18 protein-coding genes, 2 tRNA genes and 1 other RNA gene are annotated in these 26,416 nt (G+C 47.3%); 18 read left to right on the top strand and 3 right to left on the bottom strand.

From position 1 onward, the window contains the following. Positions 1–12: 12 nt before the first annotated feature. The 7 genes from rpoD (at position 13) to rnpB (ending at position 10,257) form a co-directional block, all read left to right on the top strand. Positions 13–1,137, top strand: a complete 1,125-nt coding sequence (rpoD, locus tag DXC01_RS05020; protein ID WP_022215535.1) for an RNA polymerase sigma factor RpoD — start codon at positions 13–15, stop codon at positions 1,135–1,137. After that, a complete protein-coding gene (locus tag DXC01_RS05015) occupies positions 1,137–1,880 on the top strand; it encodes a tRNA (adenine(22)-N(1))-methyltransferase (protein WP_118251411.1) in 744 nt (247 codons plus the stop codon). The genes rpoD and DXC01_RS05015 overlap by 1 nt, the downstream gene beginning before the upstream one ends. After that, the gene (locus DXC01_RS05010) at positions 1,843–2,625 is read left to right on the top strand and encodes a Nif3-like dinuclear metal center hexameric protein (protein WP_118698415.1); all 783 of its coding nucleotides are present in this window, start codon (positions 1,843–1,845) and stop codon (positions 2,623–2,625) included. Before DXC01_RS05015 ends, DXC01_RS05010 begins: the two co-directional genes overlap by 38 nt. 45 nt (positions 2,626–2,670) lie before the next feature. Next, positions 2,671–4,326: a nucleoside kinase gene (locus tag DXC01_RS05005; RefSeq protein ID WP_442852508.1), complete on the top strand. Its 1,656-nt coding sequence runs from the start codon at positions 2,671–2,673 to the stop codon at positions 4,324–4,326. Beyond that, a complete protein-coding gene (locus DXC01_RS05000) occupies positions 4,319–5,329 on the top strand; it encodes a helix-turn-helix domain-containing protein (RefSeq protein WP_118698414.1) in 1,011 nt (336 codons plus the stop codon). The genes DXC01_RS05005 and DXC01_RS05000 overlap by 8 nt, the downstream gene beginning before the upstream one ends. A 152-nt stretch (positions 5,330–5,481) precedes the next feature. Further along, positions 5,482–9,828 (top strand): MBG domain-containing protein, encoded by a 4,347-nt coding sequence (locus DXC01_RS04995; protein ID WP_118698413.1) that lies wholly within the window; start codon positions 5,482–5,484, stop codon positions 9,826–9,828. Between the two features lie 80 nt (positions 9,829–9,908). Then, positions 9,909–10,257, top strand: an RNA gene (gene rnpB, locus DXC01_RS04990) — RNase P RNA component class A. Between the two features lie 54 nt (positions 10,258–10,311). On the opposite strand, the gene DXC01_RS04985 is transcribed toward rnpB, so the two are convergent. The 3 genes from DXC01_RS04985 to DXC01_RS04975 all read right to left on the bottom strand — a co-directional run bounded on the left by DXC01_RS04985 (position 10,312) and on the right by DXC01_RS04975 (position 12,144). Beyond that, positions 10,312–10,749 carry an aspartate carbamoyltransferase regulatory subunit gene (locus DXC01_RS04985; protein WP_022214906.1) on the bottom strand — a complete coding sequence of 146 codons (438 nt, stop codon included), beginning with the start codon at positions 10,747–10,749 and terminating at the stop codon, positions 10,312–10,314. Next, on the bottom strand, positions 10,749–11,669 hold the full coding sequence (gene pyrB / locus DXC01_RS04980; RefSeq protein ID WP_118698412.1) for an aspartate carbamoyltransferase: 921 nt from the start codon (positions 11,667–11,669) through the stop codon (positions 10,749–10,751). Before pyrB ends, DXC01_RS04985 begins: the two co-directional genes overlap by 1 nt. A 79-nt stretch (positions 11,670–11,748) precedes the next feature. Then, positions 11,749–12,144, bottom strand: coding sequence for a putative ABC transporter permease (locus DXC01_RS04975; protein WP_118698411.1), 396 nt, complete (start codon positions 12,142–12,144; stop codon positions 11,749–11,751). 140 nt (positions 12,145–12,284) lie between these two features. On the opposite strand from DXC01_RS04975, the gene DXC01_RS04970 reads away from it, so the two are divergent. From DXC01_RS04970 to rimP, 11 genes are all read left to right on the top strand, one after another. Beyond that, entirely contained in the window at positions 12,285–13,610 is a 1,326-nt protein-coding gene (locus tag DXC01_RS04970; RefSeq protein ID WP_118251430.1) for a bifunctional folylpolyglutamate synthase/dihydrofolate synthase, read from the top strand. Then, complete coding sequence (pheA, locus tag DXC01_RS04965; protein WP_118251431.1) at positions 13,607–14,755, top strand: prephenate dehydratase; 1,149 nt, start codon at positions 13,607–13,609, stop codon at positions 14,753–14,755. The genes DXC01_RS04970 and pheA overlap by 4 nt, the downstream gene beginning before the upstream one ends. Before the next feature lie 2 nt (positions 14,756–14,757). Then, on the top strand, positions 14,758–16,065 hold the full coding sequence (locus tag DXC01_RS04960) for an ATP-binding protein (RefSeq protein WP_022214901.1): 1,308 nt from the start codon (positions 14,758–14,760) through the stop codon (positions 16,063–16,065). A gap of 26 nt (positions 16,066–16,091) precedes the next feature. Next, positions 16,092–17,627, top strand: coding sequence for a Ppx/GppA phosphatase family protein (locus DXC01_RS04955; protein ID WP_118251432.1), 1,536 nt, complete (start codon positions 16,092–16,094; stop codon positions 17,625–17,627). 12 nt (positions 17,628–17,639) lie between these two features. Next, positions 17,640–19,793 (top strand): RNA degradosome polyphosphate kinase, encoded by a 2,154-nt coding sequence (locus tag DXC01_RS04950; RefSeq protein ID WP_118698410.1) that lies wholly within the window; start codon positions 17,640–17,642, stop codon positions 19,791–19,793. A gap of 44 nt (positions 19,794–19,837) precedes the next feature. Further along, the gene (locus DXC01_RS04945) at positions 19,838–20,974 is read left to right on the top strand and encodes a PTS transporter subunit IIC (protein WP_118698409.1); all 1,137 of its coding nucleotides are present in this window, start codon (positions 19,838–19,840) and stop codon (positions 20,972–20,974) included. Positions 20,975–21,163: 189 nt separating this feature from the next. After that, a tRNA-Glu gene (locus tag DXC01_RS04940) sits at positions 21,164–21,235 on the top strand. A 77-nt stretch (positions 21,236–21,312) separates the two neighbouring features. Next, positions 21,313–21,384, top strand: a tRNA-Glu gene (locus DXC01_RS04935). Between the two features lie 204 nt (positions 21,385–21,588). Then, complete coding sequence (locus DXC01_RS04930; protein WP_118698408.1) at positions 21,589–23,514, top strand: DNA gyrase/topoisomerase IV subunit B; 1,926 nt, start codon at positions 21,589–21,591, stop codon at positions 23,512–23,514. Between the two features lie 14 nt (positions 23,515–23,528). After that, entirely contained in the window at positions 23,529–25,775 is a 2,247-nt protein-coding gene (locus DXC01_RS04925) for a DNA gyrase/topoisomerase IV subunit A (protein ID WP_118251434.1), read from the top strand. Positions 25,776–25,941: 166 nt separating this feature from the next. Continuing rightward, positions 25,942–26,412 carry a ribosome maturation factor RimP gene (rimP, locus tag DXC01_RS04920; protein WP_022214895.1) on the top strand — a complete coding sequence of 157 codons (471 nt, stop codon included), beginning with the start codon at positions 25,942–25,944 and terminating at the stop codon, positions 26,410–26,412. Positions 26,413–26,416: the final 4 nt, after the last annotated feature.

The following is a 26,416-nucleotide window of genomic DNA, read 5'->3' as shown; positions in this document are numbered from 1 at the left end:
GAATAAGCACCTATGGAAATGAATATGGGCAAATTCAGCGAAAAACTGGTTGAGCTTCTGGAGCTTGCAAAAAAGAAAAAGAACGTACTGGAATACCAGGAGATCAGTGATTTCTTCAAAGACCAGCCTCTTGAAGTTGAACAGATGGAAAAGGTATACGATTTCCTGGAAGCCAGCGGAGTCGATGTGCTCCGTATTTCAGGCAATGATGACAGCCTGATGCTGGACGATGATGCAGAGCTGGACAAGCTGGATGATGAGGAAGAGATCGAACTGGACAAGATCGATCTTTCTGTACCGGAAGGTGTCAGCATTGAAGACCCTGTCCGTATGTACCTCAAGGAAATCGGTAAAGTCAGCCTTCTTACAGCAGATGAGGAGATCGAGCTTGCAAAGCGTATGGAGCAGGGCGATGAGGATGCCAAGAAACGTCTGGCAGAAGCCAACCTTCGTCTTGTAGTCAGCATTGCAAAGCGTTATGTAGGACGTGGAATGTTGTTCCTGGATCTGATCCAGGAAGGAAACTTAGGTCTTATCAAAGCCGTTGAGAAATTCGATTACCGCAAGGGATATAAATTCAGTACCTATGCAACATGGTGGATCCGTCAGGCGATCACAAGAGCGATCGCTGATCAGGCGAGAACGATCCGTATTCCTGTGCATATGGTAGAAACTATCAACAAGCTGATCCGCGTTTCCCGTCAGTTACTCCAGGAGTTAGGCCGTGAACCTACCCCGGAAGAAATCGCAGAAGAGATGGATATGAATGTTGACAGAGTGCGTGAGATCCTCAAGATCTCTCAGGAACCGGTATCTCTGGAAACTCCGATCGGTGAGGAGGAGGACAGCCACCTTGGAGATTTCATCCAGGATGACAACGTGCCGGTACCGGCAGATGCAGCAGCATTTACTCTTCTCAAGGAACAGCTGATCGAAGTTCTCGGAACTCTTACCGAGAGAGAACAGAAAGTCCTGAGACTGCGTTTCGGACTGGACGATGGACGTGCACGTACCCTTGAGGAAGTTGGTAAGGAATTCAACGTTACAAGAGAGCGTATCCGTCAGATCGAAGCCAAAGCACTGCGTAAACTGCGTCATCCGAGCCGCAGCCGCAAACTGAAGGATTATCTGGACTGATGGGCGCATCTGTACAGATTTCCAGGAGACTTGGCGCGATCGCCGATCTGGTGACACAAGGAAACCGGCTGGTAGATGTGGGATGTGATCATGGATATCTGCCGGTATACCTGAAACTTGAGAACAGGATTCCAAGCGCGATCGCAACAGATGTTGCGGAGGGACCGTTGTCTCGTGCGCACGAGCATATTGAACAGTACGGACTGGGCTCTTACATAGAGACAAGACGCTGTGACGGACTTGCCGATATCGGACATGGCGAGGGAGATACCCTTGTCATTGCCGGCATGGGCGGTCCTCTGATGGAGCGTATCCTTAACGATGGCAGAAGCGTCTGGGATGATTTTCAGGAAATGATCCTTCAGCCGCAGTCAGATATTCCACATTTCAGGCATTTTCTTCTGGAGAATGGATTCCATATCATAGAAGAAGAGATGATCCTTGAGGACGGTAAGTTTTATCCAATCATGAAGGTGAAACGAAATACGGAAACGGAGCCTGAGGTGTGGAGCGCGCAGGAGGAAATGTTTGGAAAAATCCTTCTTGAGAGAAAGCATCCGGTTCTTGAGAAATTCCTGGAAAGAGAGCTCAGGATCCATGAGGAGATCCTTGAGAAGCTCAAAGAAGCTTCCGGGGAGAGCGCAGTAAACCGCAAAAAAGAAGTTGAGGAGGAGCGGCAGCTAATCCTGGCTGCCCTGGACCGATATGAAAGTAAAGGAACTGACAGCGTGGCTGGAGAATAAATATCCGGCAAAAGCAGCAGAACACTGGGACAATGTAGGACTTTTGGTTGGTGATGATGAGGCAGAAGTTTCTCATGTTTTTCTTGCACTGGATCTGACGGAGGAAACTCTGGAAGAAGCGATCCAGGCGGGGGCAGATATGATCATTACGCATCATCCGATGATCTTTAGTGGAATCAAAAAGATCAACAATCATGATTTCACCGGAAGGAGGATCATGCGCCTGATCCAGAATCATATCTGCTATTATGCCATGCATACGAATTATGATGTCCTTGGCATGGCAGATTTGAGTGCAGATTATCTGAAACTTGAGGAGCGGGAAGTTCTTTCTGTGACAGAGGAGACCAGGGACCGCTGTGAGGGATTGGGCCGTGTCGGCATGCTTTCGAAGCAGATGAGTCTCAGAGAATGTGGAGAATTTGTAAAGGCTGCACTTTCTCTGAATGATGTCAAGATTTATGGAGATCTTGAGCAGTCGGTGCACAGAGCTGCGATCTGTACAGGAAGCGGCAAGAGCATGATCTCAGACGTACTTGCCAAAGGTGCGGATGTGTATGTCACCGGTGATATTGACCATCATACAGGAATTGATGCAGTGGCAGCAGGACTGGCGGTCATCGATGCCGGTCACTACGGCACAGAATATATTTTTATGGATGCCATGAAAAAGAAGCTCGGCGAAAACTTCCCGGAACTTCCGATCACATGTGCAAAAGTAAAAAGCCCGTATACGATATTGTAGATATCGAACTATAACTATAAAAACGGGAGGGTTTTTATGGAGAATATGGCAAAAGTAACGATCAATGGCGAAACGAAAGAATATCCCTGTGGAACTTCCTACAGGGATATTGTCAATGAATACCAGAAAGATACAGAGGCTCCGATCATACTGGTCACGGTGGATGGGAGACTTCGGGAGCTTCATAAGAGGGTCAAGGGTGACTGCCAGGTAGAGTTTGTCACTACCAGAGACCATATTGGCTTTTCTACGTACAAGAGAAGTGCCTGCCTTGTACTGCTCAAAGCAATCTACGATGTGGCAGGCAAGGACGCGGTCGAGAAGGTGGAGATCCATTATTCCGTTGGCTCCGGCTATTATTTTACAATGACTGGATTTGCAGGATTGGATCAGGACTTTCTGGATCAGGTCAGAACACAGATGCATGAGATCGTAGATGCAAAGGTGCCGATCTGCAAGCGTTCCGTCAATACAGATGAGGCGATCGCACTGTTTCACCATCATCACATGTATGACAAGGAGAAGCTGTTCCGGTACCGCCGTGTTTCCAAGGTGAATATCTATAATATTGGAAACTATGAGGATTATTTCTATGGATATATGGCAGATCATACCGGCTATGTGAAATATTTTGACCTCAAGCTTTATGATGAGGGCTTTGTCCTGGAACTGCCGGAGCGTAAGGCTCCATCCGTGATTCCGCCGTTTGCTCCGGAGGAAAAAATCTTCCAGGTACAGAAGGAATCCCAGGAATGGGCAGAGAAGATGGATATTTCCTATGTCGGCGATCTGAATGACCGCATTACCAGTGAGGGCGTGCGGAACATCCTTCTGGTGCAGGAAGCGCTCCAGGAAGCTAAGATCTCCAGGATCGCACAGCAGATCGTGGAGGACGGCAGCAAAAAATTCATCATGATCGCAGGCCCGTCTTCTTCCGGAAAGACCAGTTTTTCCCATCGCTTGTCGATCCAGCTGACAGCACACGGCATGAAACCGCATCCGATCGCCGTAGATAATTATTTCAAAAACAGAGAAGATACACCGCTGGATGAATACGGTGAGAGAAATTATGAATGCCTGGAAGCCCTGGACGTGGAGAAATTCAACGAAGATATGCTGGCTCTTCTCCGTGGAGAACGCATCGAACTGCCGGTATTTAACTTTGTGACAGGCCACAGAGAATACCGGGGAGATTTCCTTAAGCTTGGGAAAGAGGATGTCCTCGTTATCGAGGGAATCCACGGACTTAATGACAAACTGAGTCATTCCCTCCCGAAAGAAAGTAAATTCAAGATCTATATCAGTGCACTGACACAGCTGAATATCGACAAACACAACCGTATCCCGACCACGGATGGCAGACTGATCCGAAGGATTGTGCGTGATGCGAGAACGCGTGGAACGAGTGCAAAGGACACGATCGCCAGATGGCCGTCGGTAAGAAGAGGAGAGGAAGCAAACATCTTCCCGTATCAGGAAGAGGCAGATGTGATGTTCAACTCCGCACTTGTCTATGAACTGGCCTGCCTGAAGCTTTATGCAGAGCCGCTTCTGTTCGGGATCGGCAAGGACGAGCCGGAATATATCGAGGCGAAGCGCCTTCTGAAATTCTTTGACTATTTTGTCGCCGTGCCAAGCGACGATATCCCACGGAACTCTCTTCTCAGGGAGTTTGTAGGGGGAAGCTGTTTTGATGTATGATTCTTTTTCCGCTCATCTTATGCCTTTGATAAACAGTTCCTTTGCTCCCGGACAGGCACAGGCTACTGTGGATGCTTTTCAGGATCCGGATCAACGGCAGATCGCACAGGCGGAGTTATATTATTTTTCAGGACGCGCGCAGGAATGTAGAAACATTGCGGAGCTTTATCTGCAGGACAAAGATCTCTGCCTGCGCCTGTCCGCAGGACTTTTGTATTCTTTTTCCAATCTTACGCTGGGAAATCCATCTGCTTCCAGGATGGGATTTCGAAACATCCAGGAATGCCTTCGTCTTGCAGAAGAAAACTCTGCATCAGAAGAAGTTATAGCTTCCTGTGTTTTTGCCGGCTATCTGGCAACGGTTCTGATGCATCTTCCGGCAGACGGACTTCCACCTCTCAAGGATTTTCTGCCGTATCTGCCGGCGGGTATTCGTGCTTATGCGATCTATATCCTCGCACACAATGCTTATCTGAATGAAGAATATGAGCGGGCACTGGGATTATGTCAGTCAGTTTTTCTGATGCTTGATGGCTGTTATCCCATTGCTATGGAATATCTCTACTGCGTGATCATTATGTGTCTGAATAACCAGAAGAAACACGAGGAAGCCAGGGAAATCCTGATGAAAGCATGGAACATGGCGAAACCGGATGGATTTCTGGAACCGTTCATCGAGCACCACGGACTGATGCTTGGCCAGATCGAAGCCTGTATCAAACCAACAGAACCGGAAAATTACAAACGGCTTTCACAGGCAGTCATTGCTTTCAGCCGCGGCTGGATGGATATTCATAATCCACAGCTTCAGAGCTCTGTTACAGATAAGCTGACACCTATGGAATTTTCCATAGCCATGCTTGCAAGCAAAGGCTGGACCAACCAGGAGATCGCAGATCACCTGTCCATGTCAGTCAATACGATCAAACATTATCTCTCCCGCATTTTTCAGATACTGGGTGTGGAAAAGCGCGAAGAGCTGAAACCTTTTGTAAATAAATAACAGACAAAGATACATACGGCGGTCAATTGCGACCGCCGTAATACTTTTTTCAGAAAAAAAGGCACTTTTTTGGCTTCTGATGGGCATTATATAATTTTGTTCTGTAAAGTATAATATTTCCATAAAATATAAAATGTGGAAGGAGGAGCAAAATGAAGAAAAACGAATTAGCGAAAAAGAGCCGGAAACTGCTTTCTGCGATCCTGACCGGAACAGTGCTGATCACATCTGTGGTACCGGAATCCCTCATCTGGGCGGCTGATGTGGAAATGCAGGAATTCGAAGACGGCGAAGACAATGAGGATGTGATCTTTGAAGCTGCAGAAGAACCTGCAGAAGAACCTGAGACAGAGGATGTTGAGGAAAGTGGAGAAGTGGAGATCCAGGATCTTTCAGAATCCCAGGATGAAGATGATACTGAGGATGCCGTGGAAGTGGAGGAAGACTTTACGGATGGAGTTGCTCTTTTTAGCAGCGGCAGTGAGATGGCAGTGGGAACAGCGGCTGCAAATACGATTTCGCCGGGGACGGGAGAGGTAACAATCACTTCTGGAGGAACGTATACGGTACAGGGCGGAACATATACTAAGACTGGGCCTCGCAATCCCTTCGGTGGTGCAATTACTATTGACACTACAGAGAAAGTTACTCTGGAGATTACTGGAAACATTAATATGCCAGGGGATGATTATGGCTGTTTTATTAGTATAGAAAATGCTTGTAAAGAGTTGACGATTATTAATGAGTATACGGTGAATGTTGATAATAATCCTTTTCTGATCAATAAAAATAAAGATGCAACAGTTACTTTTGAGGGCGGTACTTATGAGGCTTTAACGGACGGTGGAGTTCCCATAATTCAAAATGGAGGGGTTGTTAACCTTAAGAATGCTAAATTTAATGCAACTGGTTCTTTTGACTATGGAGTTATTGTAAATAATGGGTGGTTCGGTAGTGATGGAACAATAAATATTCAAAATGGAACGATATTGGACTGTGGCGGTAATACAGGTATTGGTGGTGATGCTTGTATTATAAGAGGAACCGTCAATATGTATGGCGGAACCATTACATCACCATCTTCGAAGAAGGGCACTATAACTATAGGAATAAATGCAGCGAAAATTAAAGTTGTTGGTGGAAAAATTCAAAATTTTGATTGGGGAATTTATCTAGAAGGACAAACCAATGTATCAGCTACTATTGGAAATGTAACCTTTGAAAATAATGATTGCGATATTGTCATGGATCCAGGAAAAAAATTTACCATACAAGATGACTTCAAAGGAACTGCAAGTGTTAAGCTACCTATTTTCCCACGTACAATTACAACCCCTGGAACATCTCCGGAGATGCGCACAAAGATTACTTATGTTGATGGCTCTCATTCTATAAGTTATGATACAACTGAAAAGTGCCTGTACGTAAGTGATCATGTTCATTCATGGAGTTATTCAACAAGTGCTGATAAAATCATTGCAACATGCACAGCGAAGACAGATTGTGAATTTAATCCCGGTAAATTAAATTTAACCCTGGCAGCAGTCGATGCATATTATTCTGGCAAAGCTTATACCGGAGCAACCGTGACAAATGACATTACCTGTCAGACAGGTGATGAAGCGAATATCGTATATTATCTGAAAGATGGCATGAAGACAACCAGCAGCAACAGCGGTGCTGCGAGTGAGGGAGCTGCACCGGTAAATTTGGGACAATATACGGTAAAAGTCACGCTTGGCGGTCAGACCATAAGTGCTGATTTTGAGATTAAAAAAGCGAAAATTAATCCGACAGTGACCATGGATGACTGGACCTATGGACAGAAGGCGAACACACCAAGCATAACAGTTAAGTCAGGTGAAAGTGACATCACAGCTTCTTATGATGCCTCCAGCTATACCTGTACATACTATACAGATGCCGGCTGTACAGATATGACGACCGCAGCAGATGGTGCAGCCACAAATGGAGGAGTACCAAAGAATGCAGGTATTTACTATGTGAAAGCGGTTGTGCCGGAGAATGGAAATTATGCAGGGGCAGAAGCGGAAACTTCCTTCACGATCGCACCACTTCCGGCAGACTTAACCTGGTCGAAAACAGATCTGATTTATACAGGAAGTGAGCAGAGCGTATCGGCGACGGTTGCGAATGCACTGGAGGGCGATTCTTTTGCAATTGCCTATGAAGGCAATACACAGACAGAAGCAGGTGACAGCTATACTGCAACGGTAACAGATCTTGGAAATGATAACTATACACTTACCGGTACCACGGGTGTTTCCAGGAACTGGAGCATCAGTTATCTGCAGACTTCAGCGGCTGCACAGGTTTCCGGAACGAAGGGTAACAATGACTGGTACATAAGTCCTGTGAAACTTGTACCGGACAGTGGATACCAGATATCGACGGACAAAACAGACTGGAAGGATTCGCTTGGGGATTACACAGAGCAGGGAGAACAGTCTGCAGGATATTATCTGAAAGAGACTGCAACAGGTGCCGTTACCGATAAAAAAACAGTAACCTTCAAAATTGATACCGGAATGCCGTCAGGCAGTATCCGGATCGGGGAAAATACATTTGACAGTTCCCTGAAGGATATTACTTATGGTTACTGGTTCAAGGATAATGTTTCTGTTGACATCACAGGTGCAGATAGTGCCAGTGGAATTGCTTCTGTAGAATACCAGGCGGTCAGTGCGGAGGAATCCTATGATGCAAACGGCACATGGCTTCCATGGAATGCAGAGGAGAAACTTTCCCTGACAGAAAGCGGCAGGTATGTGGTCTATGCCCGTGTTACAGACAAGGCAGGAAACCAGACGATCGTCAATTCGGATGGAATAGCTGTATTTAAAGATTCTGTAGTTGTGGATTCTTCCATCGACTACACAAGAACAACCAAAGCTTCCGTGGACGCGAAAGTAACATTAAATGGAAACACTGTAGCGTCTGTAAGAAACGGAGAAACCACTCTGACAGAGGGGAAAGATTATACAGTTTCCGCAGATAAGATCACATTCAGCGGAGAGTATCTGGATACTCTGGAAGCAGGCACTTATAAACTGACAGTTGCATATCATCCGCAGGGCGTGACAGAATACAAAGGCGGTGACAAACCTGCCGACAGCCAGATCGCAGTAAATGTCAGCCGTCAGACAGCAAATGTAAAAATCACAGGTACGCTTGATAAGGAATACGACGGACAGCCGGCAGATCTGGCATATACAACAAACAGCAATGCCACCGTCAAAACAGAGTATAAAGTAAATGAAACCTGGCAGACAGAAGCTCCGATACACGCAGGAACTTATGAAGTCAGGGTCAGTGTATCCGAAAATGGTGATTTTACCGCTGCTTCCGATACGAAGGCTTATACGATCCGGCAGCGGGAAGTTGTAGTTTCCGGAATCACTGCAAAAGGTAAGGTATATGACGGAACAGCGGATGCGGAACTGGATTACAGCAAAGCCGTGTTTGCAGGAGCAGTGAAAGGTGACAGCCTTACAGTAAGTGCAGAAGGTACTTTTGCAGACAGCAATGCAGCCAATGGAAAAACTGTTACGATCACAAAGCCTGTGCTGGGCGGCGGATCGGCAGGGGATTATATCCTGGCAGATGACGGGCAGCAGACAAGTACCACAGCAGATATCAGCCCGAAAAATATCACGGTAACTGCTGACAATAAGAATAAAATTGCCGGTAAAGCAGATCTTGTCCTTACTTATACGGCGAAAGGTCTGGTGGGAAAAGACACTTTATCAGGAATTACAGTAAGACGAAAAGCCGGTGAAAAGGTGGGAATCTATCCGATCACAGTTTCTCAGGCTTCCGGTTCTAATCCAAATTACAGGATTACTTTCAGGAAAGGTATCTTCACGATTGAGCAGGCTGATCAGTTCAAACTGAGCGGAAAGGCCGTTTATCGCCTGAAACTTCCGATATTTTTTGCAACGGGCAAGGCACAGAAGAACAGCATTGTCGTTTCCTGGAGAAAGTATCCTGGTGCAGCCGGTTATGATGTTTTCTGGCGCTACTGTGACGGAAGCATAAATTATAAAAAGACCGGAACGGTTAAAAATGGAAAGCTTTCCATGACACATAAGAATCTGAGGTCGAACCGTGAATATAAGTATTTTGTTGCTGCTTATAAAATGGTAAAAGGCAGAAAAATTTACATTGCCAAATCCAATGAAATGCATGTTGCCATGAAACAGGCACGTACAACAAACGCCGTTTCGATTAAAGTAAACAGGACTACGGTTATTCTAAAACCAGGCAAAACCTTCAGGCTGAAGTGTCAGCTTACAGGTGAAAACCGAAAAAAGAAGTTGCTTTCCCATTCAAGTCCCTACCGCTATTACACTACCAACAGCAAAATTGCAACGGTAAGCCAAAACGGGGTGATCCGGGCAAAGGCGAAGGGAAGTTGCAGCATATATATTCTTGCCAGCAACGGTGTATATAAAAGAGTGACTGTAAAAGTTAAGTAAAGCAGCCGGTTATAATTTTTCAATTTACTTATTTATAGTACTTTACTTAAAGCGGGATTCGTGTTAGAATAGCATTCGTGCGAGCAGGCCAGGTGATCGCGGCTGTACAGACGAAAGGGTACAGACGAGGAAAGTCCGGGCTTCACAGGGCAGGATGCCGGATAACGTCCGGTGGAGGTGACTCCCAGACCAGTGCAACAGAAATAAACCGCCTCCTTTGGAGGTAAGGGTGGAAAGGCAGTGTAAGAGACTACCGCCGTTGTGGTAACAGAACGGGCACATGTAAACTCCATTTGAAGCAAGACCGAAACGAAAGCGATACGGCTGCCCGTCGTGCTTTCAGGTGGGTCGCTCGAGCCAGCTGGCAACGGCTGGCCTAGATAGATGATCACTCAACGACATAACCCGGCTTATCGGTCTGCTCGCACAAAAAAAGAAACGCTCATTTCGAAGCGTTTCTTTTTTTTGTGTTCTGAAACAGGATTATTTATTGCGTTTACCGCGATATTTCTCCTCACAATACTTACATCTGTAAACTTCCTTCTCCGGGTCAGCGAGGATGAATACGTGATCCAGGCCCTGCTCGATGGAAGTGATGCAGCGTGGGTTCTTGCATTTGATGACGTTTGTGATCTGTTTTGGAAGTTTCAGGATCCTTTTCTCAACGATCTTCTCGTCTTTGATGATGTTGACGGTGATGTTGTGATCGATGAAACCGAGGATGTCCAGGTCGAGGTTCTCGATCGGGCATTCTACTTTGATGATGTCCTTGACGCCCATCTTGTTGCTCTTTGCATTTTTGATGATGGCAACGGTGCAGTCAAGTTTGTCGAGTTTCAGGTCATGATAAATGGTCATGGCTTTGCCGGCCTTGATATGGTCAAGTACGAAACCTTCGTGAAGTGCTCCAACATTTAACATTATACTTCCACCTCCAGTAATGTAAGAATCAGTGCCATACGGACATAAACACCATACTGTGCCTGTCTGAAGTATGCAGCACGAGGATCATCATCTACTTCAACAGAAATTTCATTTACACGCGGAAGCGGATGAAGAATGTACATATCCTTCGGAGCCAGTTCCATTTTCTGTTTGTCGAGGATGTAGAAATCCTTCATGCGTACGTAATCTTCTTCGTTGAAGAAACGTTCTTTCTGTACACGTGTCATGTAGAGGATGTCAAGCTTCGGAAGTGCATCTTCCAGACGCTCTACTTCTTCGAATTCTACGTTATTCTTCTCAAGGATATCTTCACGGATGTAGCTTGGTACACGAAGTTCTTCCGGTGAGATCAGAACGAATTTCACATTGGAATAACGAAGTACCAGCGCCTCGATCAGAGAATGAACGGTACGGCCGAATTTCAGGTCGCCACACAGACCGATCGTAAGGTTGTCAAGTCTTCCCTTGAGGGAACGGATAGTAAGAAGATCAGTGAGGGTCTGAGTAGGATGCTGATGACCACCGTCACCGGCGTTGATAACAGGAATAGAAGAAGCCATAGAAGCTACGAGCGGAGCACCTTCTTTCGGATGACGCATAGCACAGATATCTGCATAACAGGAAACGACACGAATCGTATCGGCAACACTTTCGCCTTTGGCAGCGGAACTGGAACCGGCAGAAGAGAAACCTAAAACCTTGCCGCCAAGATTCATCATGGCTGCTTCAAAACTTAAACGTGTACGTGTGCTTGGTTCGTAAAAACAGGTGGCAAGTCGCTTATCATCGCAGACATGCGCATACTTTGATGGATTTTTTTCAATGTCGCTGGCAAGAGTCAGAAGATCGTCAAGTTCTTCTTTGGAAAGATCCAGCGGGCTCATTAAATGTCTCATAAGAAACCTCCCTTATTGATGTTGCGAAAATTCAATAAAATTCTCTCTTGCACAATCATATACTACAAGAATCGATTTTTCAAGCAGATTTCGTAAGTATTTTTTCAAAAATCAATCCTGCGGCAAACCAGAGAGGAGCATAGTCGAGCCGGATGATTCCTCTGTACTGAAAACGGGCGGCTGAATAATCCCAGGGACAGATGCCGATTTCTCTGAGAAAACTGCCGCTTATGAATTCGACCATATAAAATCCCAGCATATAGAGAAGTCCGCGGCAGACGAAAGACAGGGAGGAGATCCGTGCATACAAAGGAGCGATGATGGCAGCACAGCCGTAGATCGGGAACATGAGAAGCGAACTTTTGCCTGTCATTGTCCACTGGCCGGACAAAAGGGAGTGAAGCCCGGTCCAGAAAACCTCCATGCACCATCCGATCGAGCCGCAGAGAAAAAAGTTTGTCAGATTCTGGTTCATAGCGGTTCCTCCTGAAGTAAAAAAGATTTGATCAAAACCAATATTAACGATGCGTTAATTAGTATGGCTGGTCTTGAAAAAAAGATACACAGATGTTATATTTATACAAATAACACATTTAAGAAACAGGAGCATACAACATGGATTATCAGCAAAGCAGGGCATACATCAGAGACGCAGAGCAGTACGCAGGCGGTGCCCTGGATCTTACCAATATAAAGGAAATTATGAAGCGCCTTGGCAATCCCCAGGATCAGCTTAAATATGTTCATGTAGCAGGAACCAACGGCAAGGGATCCGTGATCGCGTATTTATATACGACACTGACCAATGCCGGATATCACGTTGGACGGTATATTTCCCCATCCGTATATTCTTACAGAGAAAAGATCGAGGTGGAGGGAACACCGATCAGCAGAGAGCAATTTGCAAAACATACGACCAGGGTTGCTGCAGTGATCGAAGAAATGACCGCAGAAGGTCTTGCACATCCCACCCCATTTGAAATCGAAACGGCGGTGGCATTTTTATTTTTTGCAGAAGAAAAATGTGATCCGGTCATCCTGGAAGTAGGCATGGGCGGTATCACAGATGCGACAAACCTGATCCGCACGACAGAACTTGCTGTTCTCGTACCGATCAGCATGGATCATCAGTCCTTCCTTGGCAACACGATCGCAGAGATCGCGGAGAAAAAAGCCGGCATCATCAAACCAGGCTGCAGCGTGGCAACGATCGGACAGGAACCGGAGGCACTGAAGGTCATAGAGAACGTAAGTCATGAGGCAGGGACAGACCTCTGCGCGGCAGATATTTCCCAGGCAGAAGTGCTGGAAGCAGATTTTACCGGACAGCGTTTCCTCTACAAAGGAGAGGAATACACACTTTCTCTCGCCGGTTCCTACCAGACGGAGAATGCAGTCCTTGCACTGGAAGCCTTACGCATCCTGGATGAGAGAGGCTATCATACCACGACAGAGCAGCGCAGGGAAGGACTTAAGGCAACCCACTGGAACGGAAGACTGACCATCATCCACAGAGATCCGCTGTTTATCGTGGACGGAGCACACAATCCGGCTGCGGCAGATATGCTCGAGGATTCTGTACGGAAATATTTCAAAGACCGCAGGATGTTTTTTATCATGGGTGTTTTCCGGGACAAGGATTATCCATATATTATCCGGAAACTCTGCCCTTATGCAGAACAGATCATTGCGATCGAGACACCGGATAACCCGAGGGCACTCCCGGCGGAGGAACTTGCCGAAGCGATCTGTCCATGCAACCCACATGTCCACGCGGAGAAAAATATCGCAAAAGCGGTCGAGGAACTGTTTGAGATGGCAGGGAAGGACGATGTGATCCTGTCCTTTGGCTCACTGTCCTTTATCGGGGACATCACCCGGATCGTAAATACAAGAAAAGAGGTATCCGGATCACCGGTATCGGAAGGGAATAACGAATGATAGATTTACAGGAATGCCGCAAGGAGATCGATGTCATCGACAAAGAGATCTTACGGTTATTTGAAAAACGAATGAAAGTCTGCGAGGATGTTGCAGAATACAAGATACACACAGGAAAGCAGGTACTTGACCCGAAGAGAGAACAGGACAAACTGGATGTTCTCAAGAATCAGGCACATGGAAGCTTCAACAGCCTTGGTGCGCAGGAGCTTTTTCAGCAGATCATGGCGATCAGCCGCAAACGCCAGTACCAGCTTCTGACCAAGAATGGTGTCGGAACAGAGCGAAACTACAAGATGGTCGACGAACTTCCGCTCAAAGATGTAAACGTTGTTTTTCAGGGAGTTGAGGGCGCATACAGCTATGCGGCCATGAGAGCATATTTCCCGGAGGAGATCAACAGCTACCATGTCAAGACCTTCCGTGCAGCGATGGAGGAGGTTGCTTTTGGCAAGGCTGATTATGCAGTCCTTCCGATCGAGAATTCCACAGAGGGGATCGTGACGGATATTTATGATCTTTTGACAGAATATCAGCTTTATATCGTCGGGGAGCAGGGGGTCCGCGTACAGCACGTGCTTCTGGGACTTCCGGGCGTGACCGTGGACGAGATCGACACCGTCTATTCCCATCCACAGGCACTTGCACAGTGTAAACATTATCTCGAAGAACATCCGTCATGGAAAACCGTCAAGGCAGAGAACACAGCAGCTTCAGCCAAGAGGATCAAGGAAGAGCAGAAGAGAAACCAGGCGGCGATCGCAAGCCGTGCAGCAGGCGAGCTCTACGGACTTTCTATCCTTGCCGAAAACATCTGCCACAATGATCAGAATGTGACACGTTTCATCATTGTCAGCAGTAAACCGATCTATGAGAAAAATGCAGGAAAGATCAGCGTATGCTTCGAACTGCCGCATGCAAGCGGTACTCTGTATCACATGCTGTCACATTTTATCTACAACAGCCTGAGCATGACAAAGATCGAGTCCAGACCGATCCCGGGACAGAACTGGAAATACCGTTTCTTTGTAGATTTCGAAGGAAACCTGGAAGATCCGGCGGTCAAAAATGCACTTCGAGGTCTTGAAGCAGAGGCGATCGGGGTACGTGTACTTGGAAATTACGGACAGCAGGAGGAAATATAAAAATGACCAGAGTAAAAGAATGCGTATTATACAGAGGATTTGAACATGGAGAGATCCTTGACAAGATGACAGCACTTATGGATGCCTGTGAGAAGTCAGCCGTAAACGCAAAAGAAATGGAAGAAGATTTCTATGAATGTGTCAACGGTCTGATCGAGACAGCAGGTTCCTATGGATTTGCAGGAAACCTGTGGCACAATTATCTGACTCTGCTTCTTGTGAACAACGAGAATGCATTCAGCACCGCGAGCGAGATCCGTGGACATATCGACGGAAGCATCAATGAGCTGGCACTCCATGATTTTGCAATCTTCAAGGAACTGTATGATTTTGACCTGAATCTTCTGGACAAAGTATTCCATACTTCCTGCTGCGGTATCCTCTGCGACTATCAGGCACCGAAGGACAGTGGAAAGATGTTCAACAAACGTATCCGCGACCGTATCTGCGAGATGAGCCGCACACTGGCAGCAGCCAAGGATACAAAGGAATTCATGGAAGATATGGTCCAGTTCTATAAGGATTTCGGCGTAGGCAAGCTGGGACTTCATAAGGCTTTCCGTATCGAGAAAGACGAGAATGGAAAAGCACAGATCGTTCCGATCACAAGGATCGCACATGTACGTCTGGATGACCTGGTAGGCTATGAGATCCCGAAACAGAAACTGATCGAAAACACAGAAGCATTTGTCCGAGGCAGAAAAGCAAACAACTGTCTGCTGTTCGGTGATGCAGGTACAGGTAAATCCTCCAGTATCAAGGGAATCCTGAACCAGTATTATGATGAGGGACTTCGTATCATTGAAGCTTACAAGCATCAGTTCCAGGATCTGAACGAGATCATTGCTCAGATCAAGGACCGCAATTACAAGTTTATCATCTACATGGATGACCTTTCCTTCGAAGAATTTGAAATTGAATACAAATATCTGAAAGCTGTGATCGAAGGTGGTCTGGAGCGTAAACCGGACAATATTCTGATCTATGCGACCAGCAACCGTCGTCACCTTGTCCGCGAAAGAGCAGGGGACAAACTGGAAGTTGGAGATAGTGACGATATCCACTCCTCTGATACCGTACAGGAAAAACTTTCTCTGGTATATCGTTTTGGCGTTCGTATCTACTTCGGCGCACCGGACCGCAAGGAATTCCACACGATCGTCAAGACACTGGCAGCCCGTCATGGCATCCAGATGCCGGAAGACCAGCTCCTTGCGGAAGCTGGCAAATGGGAGATCTCTCATGGAGGACTTACCGGAAGAACTGCACAGCAGTTTATTGATCACCTTCTCGGAAAAGAGGAAAACTAATAGATAAGCAGGAAGGGGTATGGGATATGGCAATTACAACATTTGCAGCGATTGATATCGGTTCTTATGAGATCAGCATGAAGATCTTTGAGTTTTCCAAAAAGATCGGATTCCGTCAGCTGAACGATGTAAGATACCGCCTGGAGATCGGAAAGGGAGCCTATTCATCGGGAAGACTGGAACCTGAGATCGTGGATGCGATCTGTGGGATCTTGAAGGATTTTGACAAGATGATGAAGGAATTCGGAGTTTCCGATTATCGTGCCTGTGCGACCAGTGCATTCCGTGAGATGGTAAATCCGCTGATCGTTCAAGAACAGATCTACCGCCGTACAGGGATCCATGTAGAGATCCTCAGCAATGCCGAGCAGCATTTCCTGGGCTACAAATCGATCGCGGCAAAAGAATCCAGCTTCAAAAAGATGATCCAGAAGGGAACTGCGATCCTGGATGTCGGAGGCGGCGGGCTGCAGGTGTCTCTTTTTGACAAGGATGCACTTGTAACAACACAGAGCCTCAAGATGGGAAGCATGCGTATCCGTGAACGGCTCAAAGAACTTGAGAAGACCACGACGCATTACGACCAGCTGATCATGGAATTTATCCGAAATGACCTAACCGCTTTTCAGCGGCTGTATCTGAAAGACCGGGAGATCAAAAATGTGATCCTGATGGGGGATTTTCTTGCAGATACGATCTTTCAGGAGCATATCGGAGAACATATTCTCACAATGGAAGAGTTTGGGAAGCATTATGAGGAAACGGTATACAAGACAGAGCAGGCACTGGCAGATGAGATGGGGATCGATCTGGAGTATGCGTCCCTGATCGTTCCGACGATGGTCATCTGCAAAAACTTCATCGACATTTTCCAGGCAGAAGCAGTCTGGGTTCCGGGAGTTTCTCTTCTTGATGGAATTGCCTACGATTACGGAGAAAAGAAGAAATTCATCAAGAGCGCCCACAATTTCGAAAATGACATTCTGGTTGCTTCCAGAAACATTGCCAAACGCTATTCCAGCGGCAAAAACCATATCCAGGGCACAACGGATATCGCACTGACGATCTTTGACAGCATGAAGAAAGTCCACGGTATGGGTGCAAGAGAACGTCTTCTTCTCCAGATCGCCGTACAGCTCCATGACTGCGGTAAATACATCAGCATGGGCGATGTGGCAGAGTGTTCTTACCGCATCATCATGGCGACCGAGATCATCGGACTTTCCACAGAAGAGCGAAGAGTCATTGCCAGCGCGGTACGTTATAATACGACAGAATTCGTTTATTATGGAAATTATGACGATGGTCCGGGACTCGACAAGGAACGTTATCTTCTGGTAGCGAAACTGACCGCGATCCTTCGCCTTGCGAATGCCATGGACCGCAGCCATTATCAGAAAGTGCAGGGGCTCAAGGCTGTGCTCAAAGACAGAGAACTGCAGCTTATGATCGACTCCAGCCGTGACATTTCTCTGGAACTTGGACTTCTCAAGGACAAAGTAGCGTTCTTTGAGGAAGTCTTTGGAATACATCTTGTGCTGAAACGCCGCCGCAGAGCGTAGAGGAGGAAAAATATGGATTTAAGTAAATTTGAAAAACCGGAATACTATGTAAACAGGGAATTAAGCTGGCTGAAATTCGATGAGAGAGTCTTGAGCGAAGCCAGGGATAAATCCCTCCCCCTGTTTGAAAGACTGAAATTCTTAAGCATCACCTCTTCAAACCTGGATGAGTTTTTTATGGTGCGTGTCGCATCCCTCAAGGATCAGGTGCATGCAGGTTACAAGAAAAAAGACATCGCAGGAATGACCTCCGAAGAACAGCTCCGTGAGATCAGCAAACAGACACATGAGCTGGTAAAAGTACAGTATAGCACCTTCAACCGTTCTGTCCTTCCGGCACTTGAGAAAGTGGGACTTCACCTGATTGCAGAGCATGAGGATCTGAACCAGAAACAGCAGGAATTTGTTGACCGGTATTTCGAGGACAATGTGTATCCGGTACTGACTCCGATGGCCATGGATTCTTCCAGACCATTTCCACTCATCCGCAATAAGACTCTGAATATCGGCGCACTGATCGCCAAGAAAAATAACAAAAAACATACCAAAGAGCTGGAATTTGCCACCGTTCAGGTGCCTTCTGTACTTCCAAGGATCGTAGAGATCCCTTCCGCAAAAAAAGGCGACCGTACCGTGATCCTTCTGGAAGAGATCATTGAGCGCAATATCGGCAAGCTTTTCCTGAGCAATGATGTTGTCTGCGCGCATCCGTACCGTATCATGCGTAATGCGGACCTCACGATCGACGAAGATGAGGCAGAGGATCTTCTGGTAGAGATCCAGAAACAGCTCAAGAAACGCCAGTGGGGCGAGGTCATCCGACTTGAGGCAGAAGAAAAGATGGATGCACGTCTTCTTGATATCCTCAAGAAAGAATTTGAGATCAAGGAAGCAGATATTTACAGCATCAATGGACCGCTGGATCTTACCATGCTGATGAAACTTTATGGACTGGAAGGCTTTGACGAGTACAAGAGCCCGAAACATACACCGGCACCTGTGCCGCAGTTCCAGAATGACAAGGATATCTTTGAGGTGATCCGCGAGGGAGATGTCTTCCTGCATCATCCATATATGAGCTTTGATCCGGTCGTAGATTTCGTGCGACAGGCAGCGAAGGATCCTGGTGTCCTCGCGATCAAGCAGACACTTTACCGCGTCAGCGGCCATTCACCGATCATCGCAGCGCTTGCACAGGCAGCAGAAAATGGTAAACAGGTTTCCGTACTGGTGGAACTGAAGGCCAGATTCGACGAGGAAAATAACATCGTCTGGGCAAAAATGCTCGAAAAAGCCGGCTGCCATGTAATCTACGGTCTTGTCGGTCTCAAGACACACAGCAAGATCACTCTGGTCGTTCGAAGAGAAGAGACCGGCATCCGCCGTTATGTGCATCTGGCAACCGGTAACTACAACGATTCCACAGCCAAACTTTATACAGACTGCGGTATCTTTACCTGCGATGAACGTTTCGGAGAGGATGCGACGGCTGCATTCAACATGCTTTCCGGTTATTCTGAGCCAAAGCGCTGGAACCGTCTGATCGTCGCACCGATCTGGATGAAAAACCGTTTCCTGCAGATGATCGAGAGAGAAGCAGAACATGCGAAACAAGGACTTCCGGCATGCATTGTTGCCAAGATGAACTCTTTATGTGACCCGGCGATCATTTCAGCTCTTTATCATGCTTCTTCCTGCGGCGTGCAGATCTATCTTCTGGTACGAGGCATCTGCTGCATGAAAGTGGGAATCCCGGGAGTGAGCGAAAACATCCATGTGCGCTCCATCGTCGGAGAATTCCTGGAACACAGCAGGATCTTTTACTTCCAGAATGGCGGAGCTGAGGAGATCTACATGGGAAGTGCAGACTGGATGCCGCGAAATCTGGACCGCCGTGTCGAGATCGTATTCCCGGTAGAGGATGAGCAGATCAAGAAAGAGATCAAGCACATCCTGGATCTGGAATTCCGTGACAATGTAAAGGCACATCTGCTTCAGCCTGATGGAACGTATGAGAAACAGGACAAGAGAGGCAAAACTCTCATCAATTCTCAGATGGAATTCTGCGCAGAAGCACAGAAAAAAGCAAAAAAACAGAAAAAAGCCGAGAAAAACCATTTCAGAGTGTTCATCCCGGCAGAGCCGGTCAAAGATCCGGAAGAATAAAAAAGTTCTGGATAACAAATAAACTTTACGAGGGGAAAGAGATTATGAGCAACGAAAAACAAAGCTTTCTGAAGCGGAAGAACGTGATCATATCGTTCAAACGCTACGGGATCGATGCGATGGGTTCCATGGCACTGGGACTTTTTGCGTCACTTCTGATCGGTACGATCATCAACACCATAGGGCAGAATGTATGCCCGGGAAGTTTCGTTTCAGAGAAGCTTCTGGAGATCGGTGGTTATGCGACCAGTGTGACAGGTGCTGCGATGGCACTTGCGATCGGTCATGCGCTCCAGGCACCGCCGCTGGTCATGTATTCCTTGTGTGCAGTAGGAGCTGCCTGCAATGCGATCGGCGGTTCCGGCGGACCACTGGCAGTATTTTTTGTGGCAGTCATCACCTGTGAGATCGGAAAACTGGTTTCCAAGGAGACAAAGATCGACATCATCGTGACACCGGCAGTCACCGTGATCGTTGGCGTAGTTCTGGCGATGCTTCTGGCACCTGTATGCAAGAGTGTCTGCGATGCACTTGGTTCCTTTATCGGATGGGCAACAGATCTAAGACCGTTCTGGATGGGGATCATCGTATCGGTAGTAGTTGGAGTTGTCCTGACACTTCCGATCAGTTCGGCTGCGATCTGTGCCGCAATCGGCATCAGCGGCGGGGCAGTCCTCGCCGGTATTGCGGATGGCAGCGTGACAATGGAAGTCTGGAACGGACTGGCACTGGCAGGCGGAGCAGCAACTGCAGGATGCTGTGCACATATGCTCGGTTTCGCGATCTTGAGCTTTCCAGATAACGGGATCGGCGGGTTTGTTGCACAGGGACTGGGAACTTCCATGCTCCAGGTCCCGAACCTGATGAAAAAACCAGTTCTCTGGCTCCCTCCGGTCATCACTTCTGCGATCACCGGACCGATCGCAACCTGCGTGTTCCATATACGGAACAATGGCCCTGCGATCTCATCCGGAATGGGAACTTCCGGTCTGGTAGGACCGATCGGCGTGATCACAGGATGGGCACAGATGCCGGAAGGCTATACAACGGGAGCGTTTGACTGGGTCGGAATGATCCTGATCTGTTTTGTGCTTCCATTACTCATTACCTGGGTGATCGGCAAGATCTTCCGTGCAAAAGGGATCATCAAGCCGGGAGATCTCAAGATCGATCTCGGCTGATCTGCACAGGATACAGATCATCTGAATGAAAGAGGACAGGGCTGCTGCCGCAGTTTCATGCGGAAAACAGCCCTGCTTTTTCAGTTTTTCAAAAAAATTTAAAAAAAATTAAAAAAAGTACTTGCATTTTTGAAAACACTGGTATATACTAAGCAAGTCGGTTGCGAACAGAGATCGACAGAGCAGTATGGCCAGTTGGTCAAGGGGTTAAGACGTCGCCCTCTCACGGCGAAAACACGGGTTCGATTCCCGTACTGGCTGCTTGAGAAGTTTTGCTTCTCGAATCAAACTACATATACATCTGTCGAGGTGAGAATGAAGAATCGGCAGAGCAGCGTGGCCAGTTGGTCAAGGGGTTAAGACGTCGCCCTCTCACGGCGAAAACACGGGTTCGATTCCCGTACTGGCTGCTTAAGAATAATCAGAGTTTTCTCTGGTTATTTTTTTTTCCAAATCTATCGAAGAATATCGAATCCCCAAAAACTGTCTTGAAAAATTCAGAAGGATACGGTATGATATAGAACAAATGTTTGAGTATCAGGCGTTACTGTTCACTCCGTTCACAGTAACTATCAGGCTCCGAATGGAGCATAAGAAAGGAAATGAATATACCCATGGCAAAAAAGCAAACCTATGATGCTGGCAGTATCTCGGTTCTGGAAGGACTGGAGGCAGTCCGGAAACGACCGGGTATGTATATTGGAAGTGTATCCCGCAAGGGACTGAATCATCTGATCTATGAGATCGTAGACAATGCAGTAGATGAGCACCTTGCCGGATATTGCAGTGAGATCCATGTGACACTGGAGAAGGACGGTTCCGCGACCGTAACAGATAACGGACGAGGAATCCCGGTAGATATGCATGAGAAAGGAATGTCCGCGGAGCGTCTTGTCTTTACGACCCTGCATGCAGGCGGCAAGTTCGACAATGCCGCATACAAGACCAGCGGCGGTCTCCACGGTGTCGGTTCCTCTGTTGTCAATGCGCTTTCTACTTATCTGGATATCAAGATCAGCAGGGATGGATATGTACATCATGACCACTATGAAAGAGGAATCCCGACCATCGAACTGGAGGAGGGGCTTCTCCCGAAACTTGGACGCACGAAGGCGACCGGAACCTGCATCAATTTCCTTCCGGACCCGGAGATCTTTGAGAAGACCCGTTTCTCTGCAACAGAGGTCAAGAGCCGTCTCCATGAGACAGCATACCTGAATCCTGCCCTGACGATCTATTTCGAGGATCTGCGCGGTGCGGGGCCGGAGAAACTGGAATACCATGAGCCGGAGGGGATCATCGGATACATCCGTGATCTGAACCACAGTTCTGAGGCACTTCATGAGCCGGTCTACCTCAAGGGAGAGGCAGACGGCATCCAGGTAGAGGTGGCTTTCCAGTACACCAGTGATTTCCGCGAGAATGTTCTGGGCTTCTGTAATAACATCTACAATGCAGAGGGCGGTACACACCTGACAGGATTTAAGACAACTTTTACGACTGTCATGAACAGTTATGCGCGAGAGATCGGTGTCATCAAGGACAAGGATCCGAATTTTACAGGAGCAGATATCCGAAATGGAATGACAGCAGTTGTTTCCATCAAACACCCTGCACCGAGATTCGAAGGACAGACTAAGACAAAACTCGACAACCAGGATGCTGCCAAAGCGACAGGCAAGGTCCTGGGCGAGCAGCTTGTCCTCTATTTTGACAGAAATCTGGAGACACTCAAGGCGATTCTTTCCTGTGCAGAGAAGGCAGCCAAGATCCGCAAGACCGAGGAGAGAGCCAAGACAAACCTTCTGACCAAGCAGAAATATTCCTTTGATTCCAATGGCAAGCTTGCCAACTGTGAGAAGAAAGATCCATCCCAGTGTGAGATATTTATCGTAGAGGGAGATTCCGCAGGCGGTTCTGCCAAGACAGCCAGAAATCGTAATTATCAGGCGATCCTTCCGATCCGTGGTAAGATCCTCAACGTTGAGAAGGCAACGATCGACAAGGTTCTTGCCAATGCAGAGATCAAGACGATGATCAATGCGTTTGGATGCGGTTTTTCCGAAGGATACGGCAACGACTTTGATATCAGCAAGCTCCGTTATGACAAGATCGTGATCATGGCCGATGCCGATGTCGATGGTGCACATATTTCGACACTTCTTCTGACACTGTTTTATCGTTTTATGCCGGAACTGATTTATGAGGGGCATGTCTATATCGCAATGCCGCCTCTCTACAAGGCAATGCCGAAAAAAGGCCCGGAAGAATATCTTTACGACGACAAGGCACTGGAGAAATACCGTAAGGCGCACAAACCGGGCAGCTTTACGCTCCAGCGATACAAAGGTCTTGGAGAGATGGATGCAGAACAGCTCTGGGAGACAACGCTGAACCCGGAGACAAGAAGGATGAAGCGTGTGGAGATCGAGGACGCGCGTCTGGCATCCAGCGTGACAGAGATTCTTATGGGAAGCGAAGTACCGCCGCGTAAGGCGTTCATTTACGAACATGCAGCAGACGCGGAACTTGACATCTAAGGAAGGGATTTTTTATGGAAACAAAACAGGAAAATGTGATCCGTACAGACTATTCGGAGATCATGCAGAAATCATATATCGATTATGCCATGAGCGTTATCATCTCCCGAGCACTCCCGGATGTAAGAGATGGTCTGAAACCTGTACAGAGAAGAACTTTATATGATATGTATGAACTTGGGATCCGTTATGACCGCCCGTACCGTAAATGTGCCCGTATCGTCGGAGATACAATGGGTAAATATCATCCACACGGCGACAGCTCTATCTATGATGCACTGGTCGTTATGGCGCAGGACTTCAAGAAGGGCAGGACGCTGGTAGACGGACATGGAAACTTTGGCTCCATCGAGGGCGACGGCGCTGCAGCGATGCGTTATACAGAAGCACGTCTGGAGAAACTGACACAGGAAGTTTTTCTTGGAGACCTTGACAAGAATGTTGTTGATTTTGTGCCGAACTTTGACGAGACAGAGAAAGAACCGTCGGTTCTTCCTGTCAAGATCCCGAACATTCTGGTGAATGGTGCAGAGGGAATCGCAGTCGGCATGGCGACCAGCATCCCGCCGCACAATCTCGGTGAAGTCGTAGATGCGGTCAAGGCATACATGAAGGACAATACGATCAGTGTCAAAGGACTGATGCGTTATATTAAAGGACCGGATTTTCCGACCGGCGGACTTGTAGTCAACAAGGATGACCTTCGTAAGATCTACGAGAGCGGAACCGGCAAGATCCGTCTCCGTGGAAGAGTGGAGATCGAGAAACTCAAAGGCGGCAGGAAACAGCTCGTCATCACAGAGATCCCGTATACGATGCTCGGGGCAAATATCGGTAAATTCCTGAATGATGTTGCATCCCTGGTTGAGACGAAGAAGACTACAGACATCGTGGACATCTCCAACCAGTCCTCCAAGGAGGGAATCCGTATCGTTCTGGAACTCAAGAAGGACACTGATGTAGAAAATCTCACCAACATGTTGTACAAGAAAACACGTCTCGAGGATACGTTTGGCGTAAACATGCTGGCGGTTGCAGATGGCAGACCGGAGACATTAAGCCTTAAGCAGATCATCGAGCACCATGTGGAATTTCTGTTTGATGTCACAACAAGGAAATACAGGACCCTTCTTGACAAAGAGCAGGAAAAGAGAGAGATCCAGGAAGGTCTTATCAAGGCATGTGACGTGATCGACCTGATCATCGAGATCCTGCGCGGAAGCAAGAACCGTGAGCAGGTCAAGAAATGTCTGGTGGAGGGCGTGACAGAAGGAATACGTTTCAAGACCAAGGTAAGTGAGAAGGCAGCTTCAAAGCTCAAATTTACAGAGAAGCAGGCAGGTGCGATCCTGGATATGCGTCTCTATAAGCTGATCGGACTGGAGATCGAGGCACTTCAGGCAGATTATCAGGAGACGATGAAGAATATTGCCGAATACAAGGATATCCTGGATAATTATGACTCCATGGCAGCGGTCATCATCAGGGAACTGGACGGCATCAAGAAGGAGTATGGAAGCAAACGCCGCACTTCCATCGAGAATGCCGAGGAAGCTGTCTACGAAGAAAAGAAGATGGAAGAGACAGAAGTCTGCTTCCTGATGGATCGCTTTGGTTATATGAAGCTGATCGACAAAAATGCCTATGAACGAAACAAAGAAGCAGCACACAATGAGAACCGCTGCGTATTCCTGTGCATGAACACGGACAAGATCTGCATCTTTACGGACAAGGGCAAGATGCATACGATCAAGGCAGTCGATATTCCACTGGTACGTTTCAGAGATAAGGGAACACCGGTAGATAACTTAAGCAACTATGACAGCAGCCAGGAGCAGATGCTGTATGTAGCGCCGCTTGGACAGATCAAACAGGATCAGATCCTTTTTGTGACAAAGACATCCATGTGTAAACTGGTTGATGGTGCTGAGTTTGATGTGACCAAGAGAACGATCGCATCCACGAAACTTGCTGAGGATGACGAACTTATTTTTGTCGGCAGTGCAGGTGAGATGGAGCAGGTGGTGTTCCAGAGTAACGGCGGTTATTTCCTCCGTTTCCTGAAACAGGAGATCTCCACCGCCAAGAGAGCAGCTCTCGGCGTACGTGGAATGAAGCTTGCAGACGGAGATCATCTGGAGCATGCATACCTTCTCGGAGGTCATCAGGAATATGCGATCTCCTACCACGACAAGGAGTACTCCCTGAACAAAGTACGCCTCGGAAAACGCGATACCAAAGGCATCAAACCAAGGATATAACAAGAGATTTCAAAAAATCCTTGCTTTTCAGACCTTATGGTGCTATTATATGAGATAACATGATAACGGATGATCAGAGAGTGGACTTCGGTCCACTCTTTTTGCGAGATTGATTACTATAAGCAGTTCCGCGATCATTCTGATGTGCGAAAGGCAGGTGGAAAATATGAGCAGACGAGATGAATATGAACAGAAGGCAGAGGCAATGCTGGCACCGATCGTTGAGGCAGCAGGTTTTGAACTTGTAGATGTAGAATACGTCAAGGAAGCAGGCAACTGGTATCTTCGAGGATACATCGACAAGCCGGGCGGGATCACGGTCAATGACTGCGAAGCAGTAAGCCGCGCGTTCAGCGACAAGCTGGATGAGGATGATTTTATCGAAGACAGCTATATTATGGAGATCAGTTCCCCAGGTCTTGACAGACCGTTAAAGAAAGAGAAGGATTTTGTCAGAAGCATGGGCAAACTGGTAGAGATCCGTACCTATCGTCCGATAGAGAAACAAAAGGAATTCTGCGGGATTTTAAACGCATATGATGATAACAGTGTGACGATCGAGGAGGACGAAAACGGCACCTTACGCACATTTGAAAAGAAAGACATAGCCCTGATCCGGCTGGCAATTGAATTTTAACTGA

The sequence above is a fragment of the Blautia sp. OM07-19 genome (genome assembly GCF_003481595.1).
GTDB classification, from domain to species: Bacteria; Bacillota; Clostridia; order Lachnospirales; family Lachnospiraceae; genus Blautia_A; species Blautia_A intestinihominis.
This window is presented reverse-complemented; position numbering and strand designations above follow the sequence as displayed.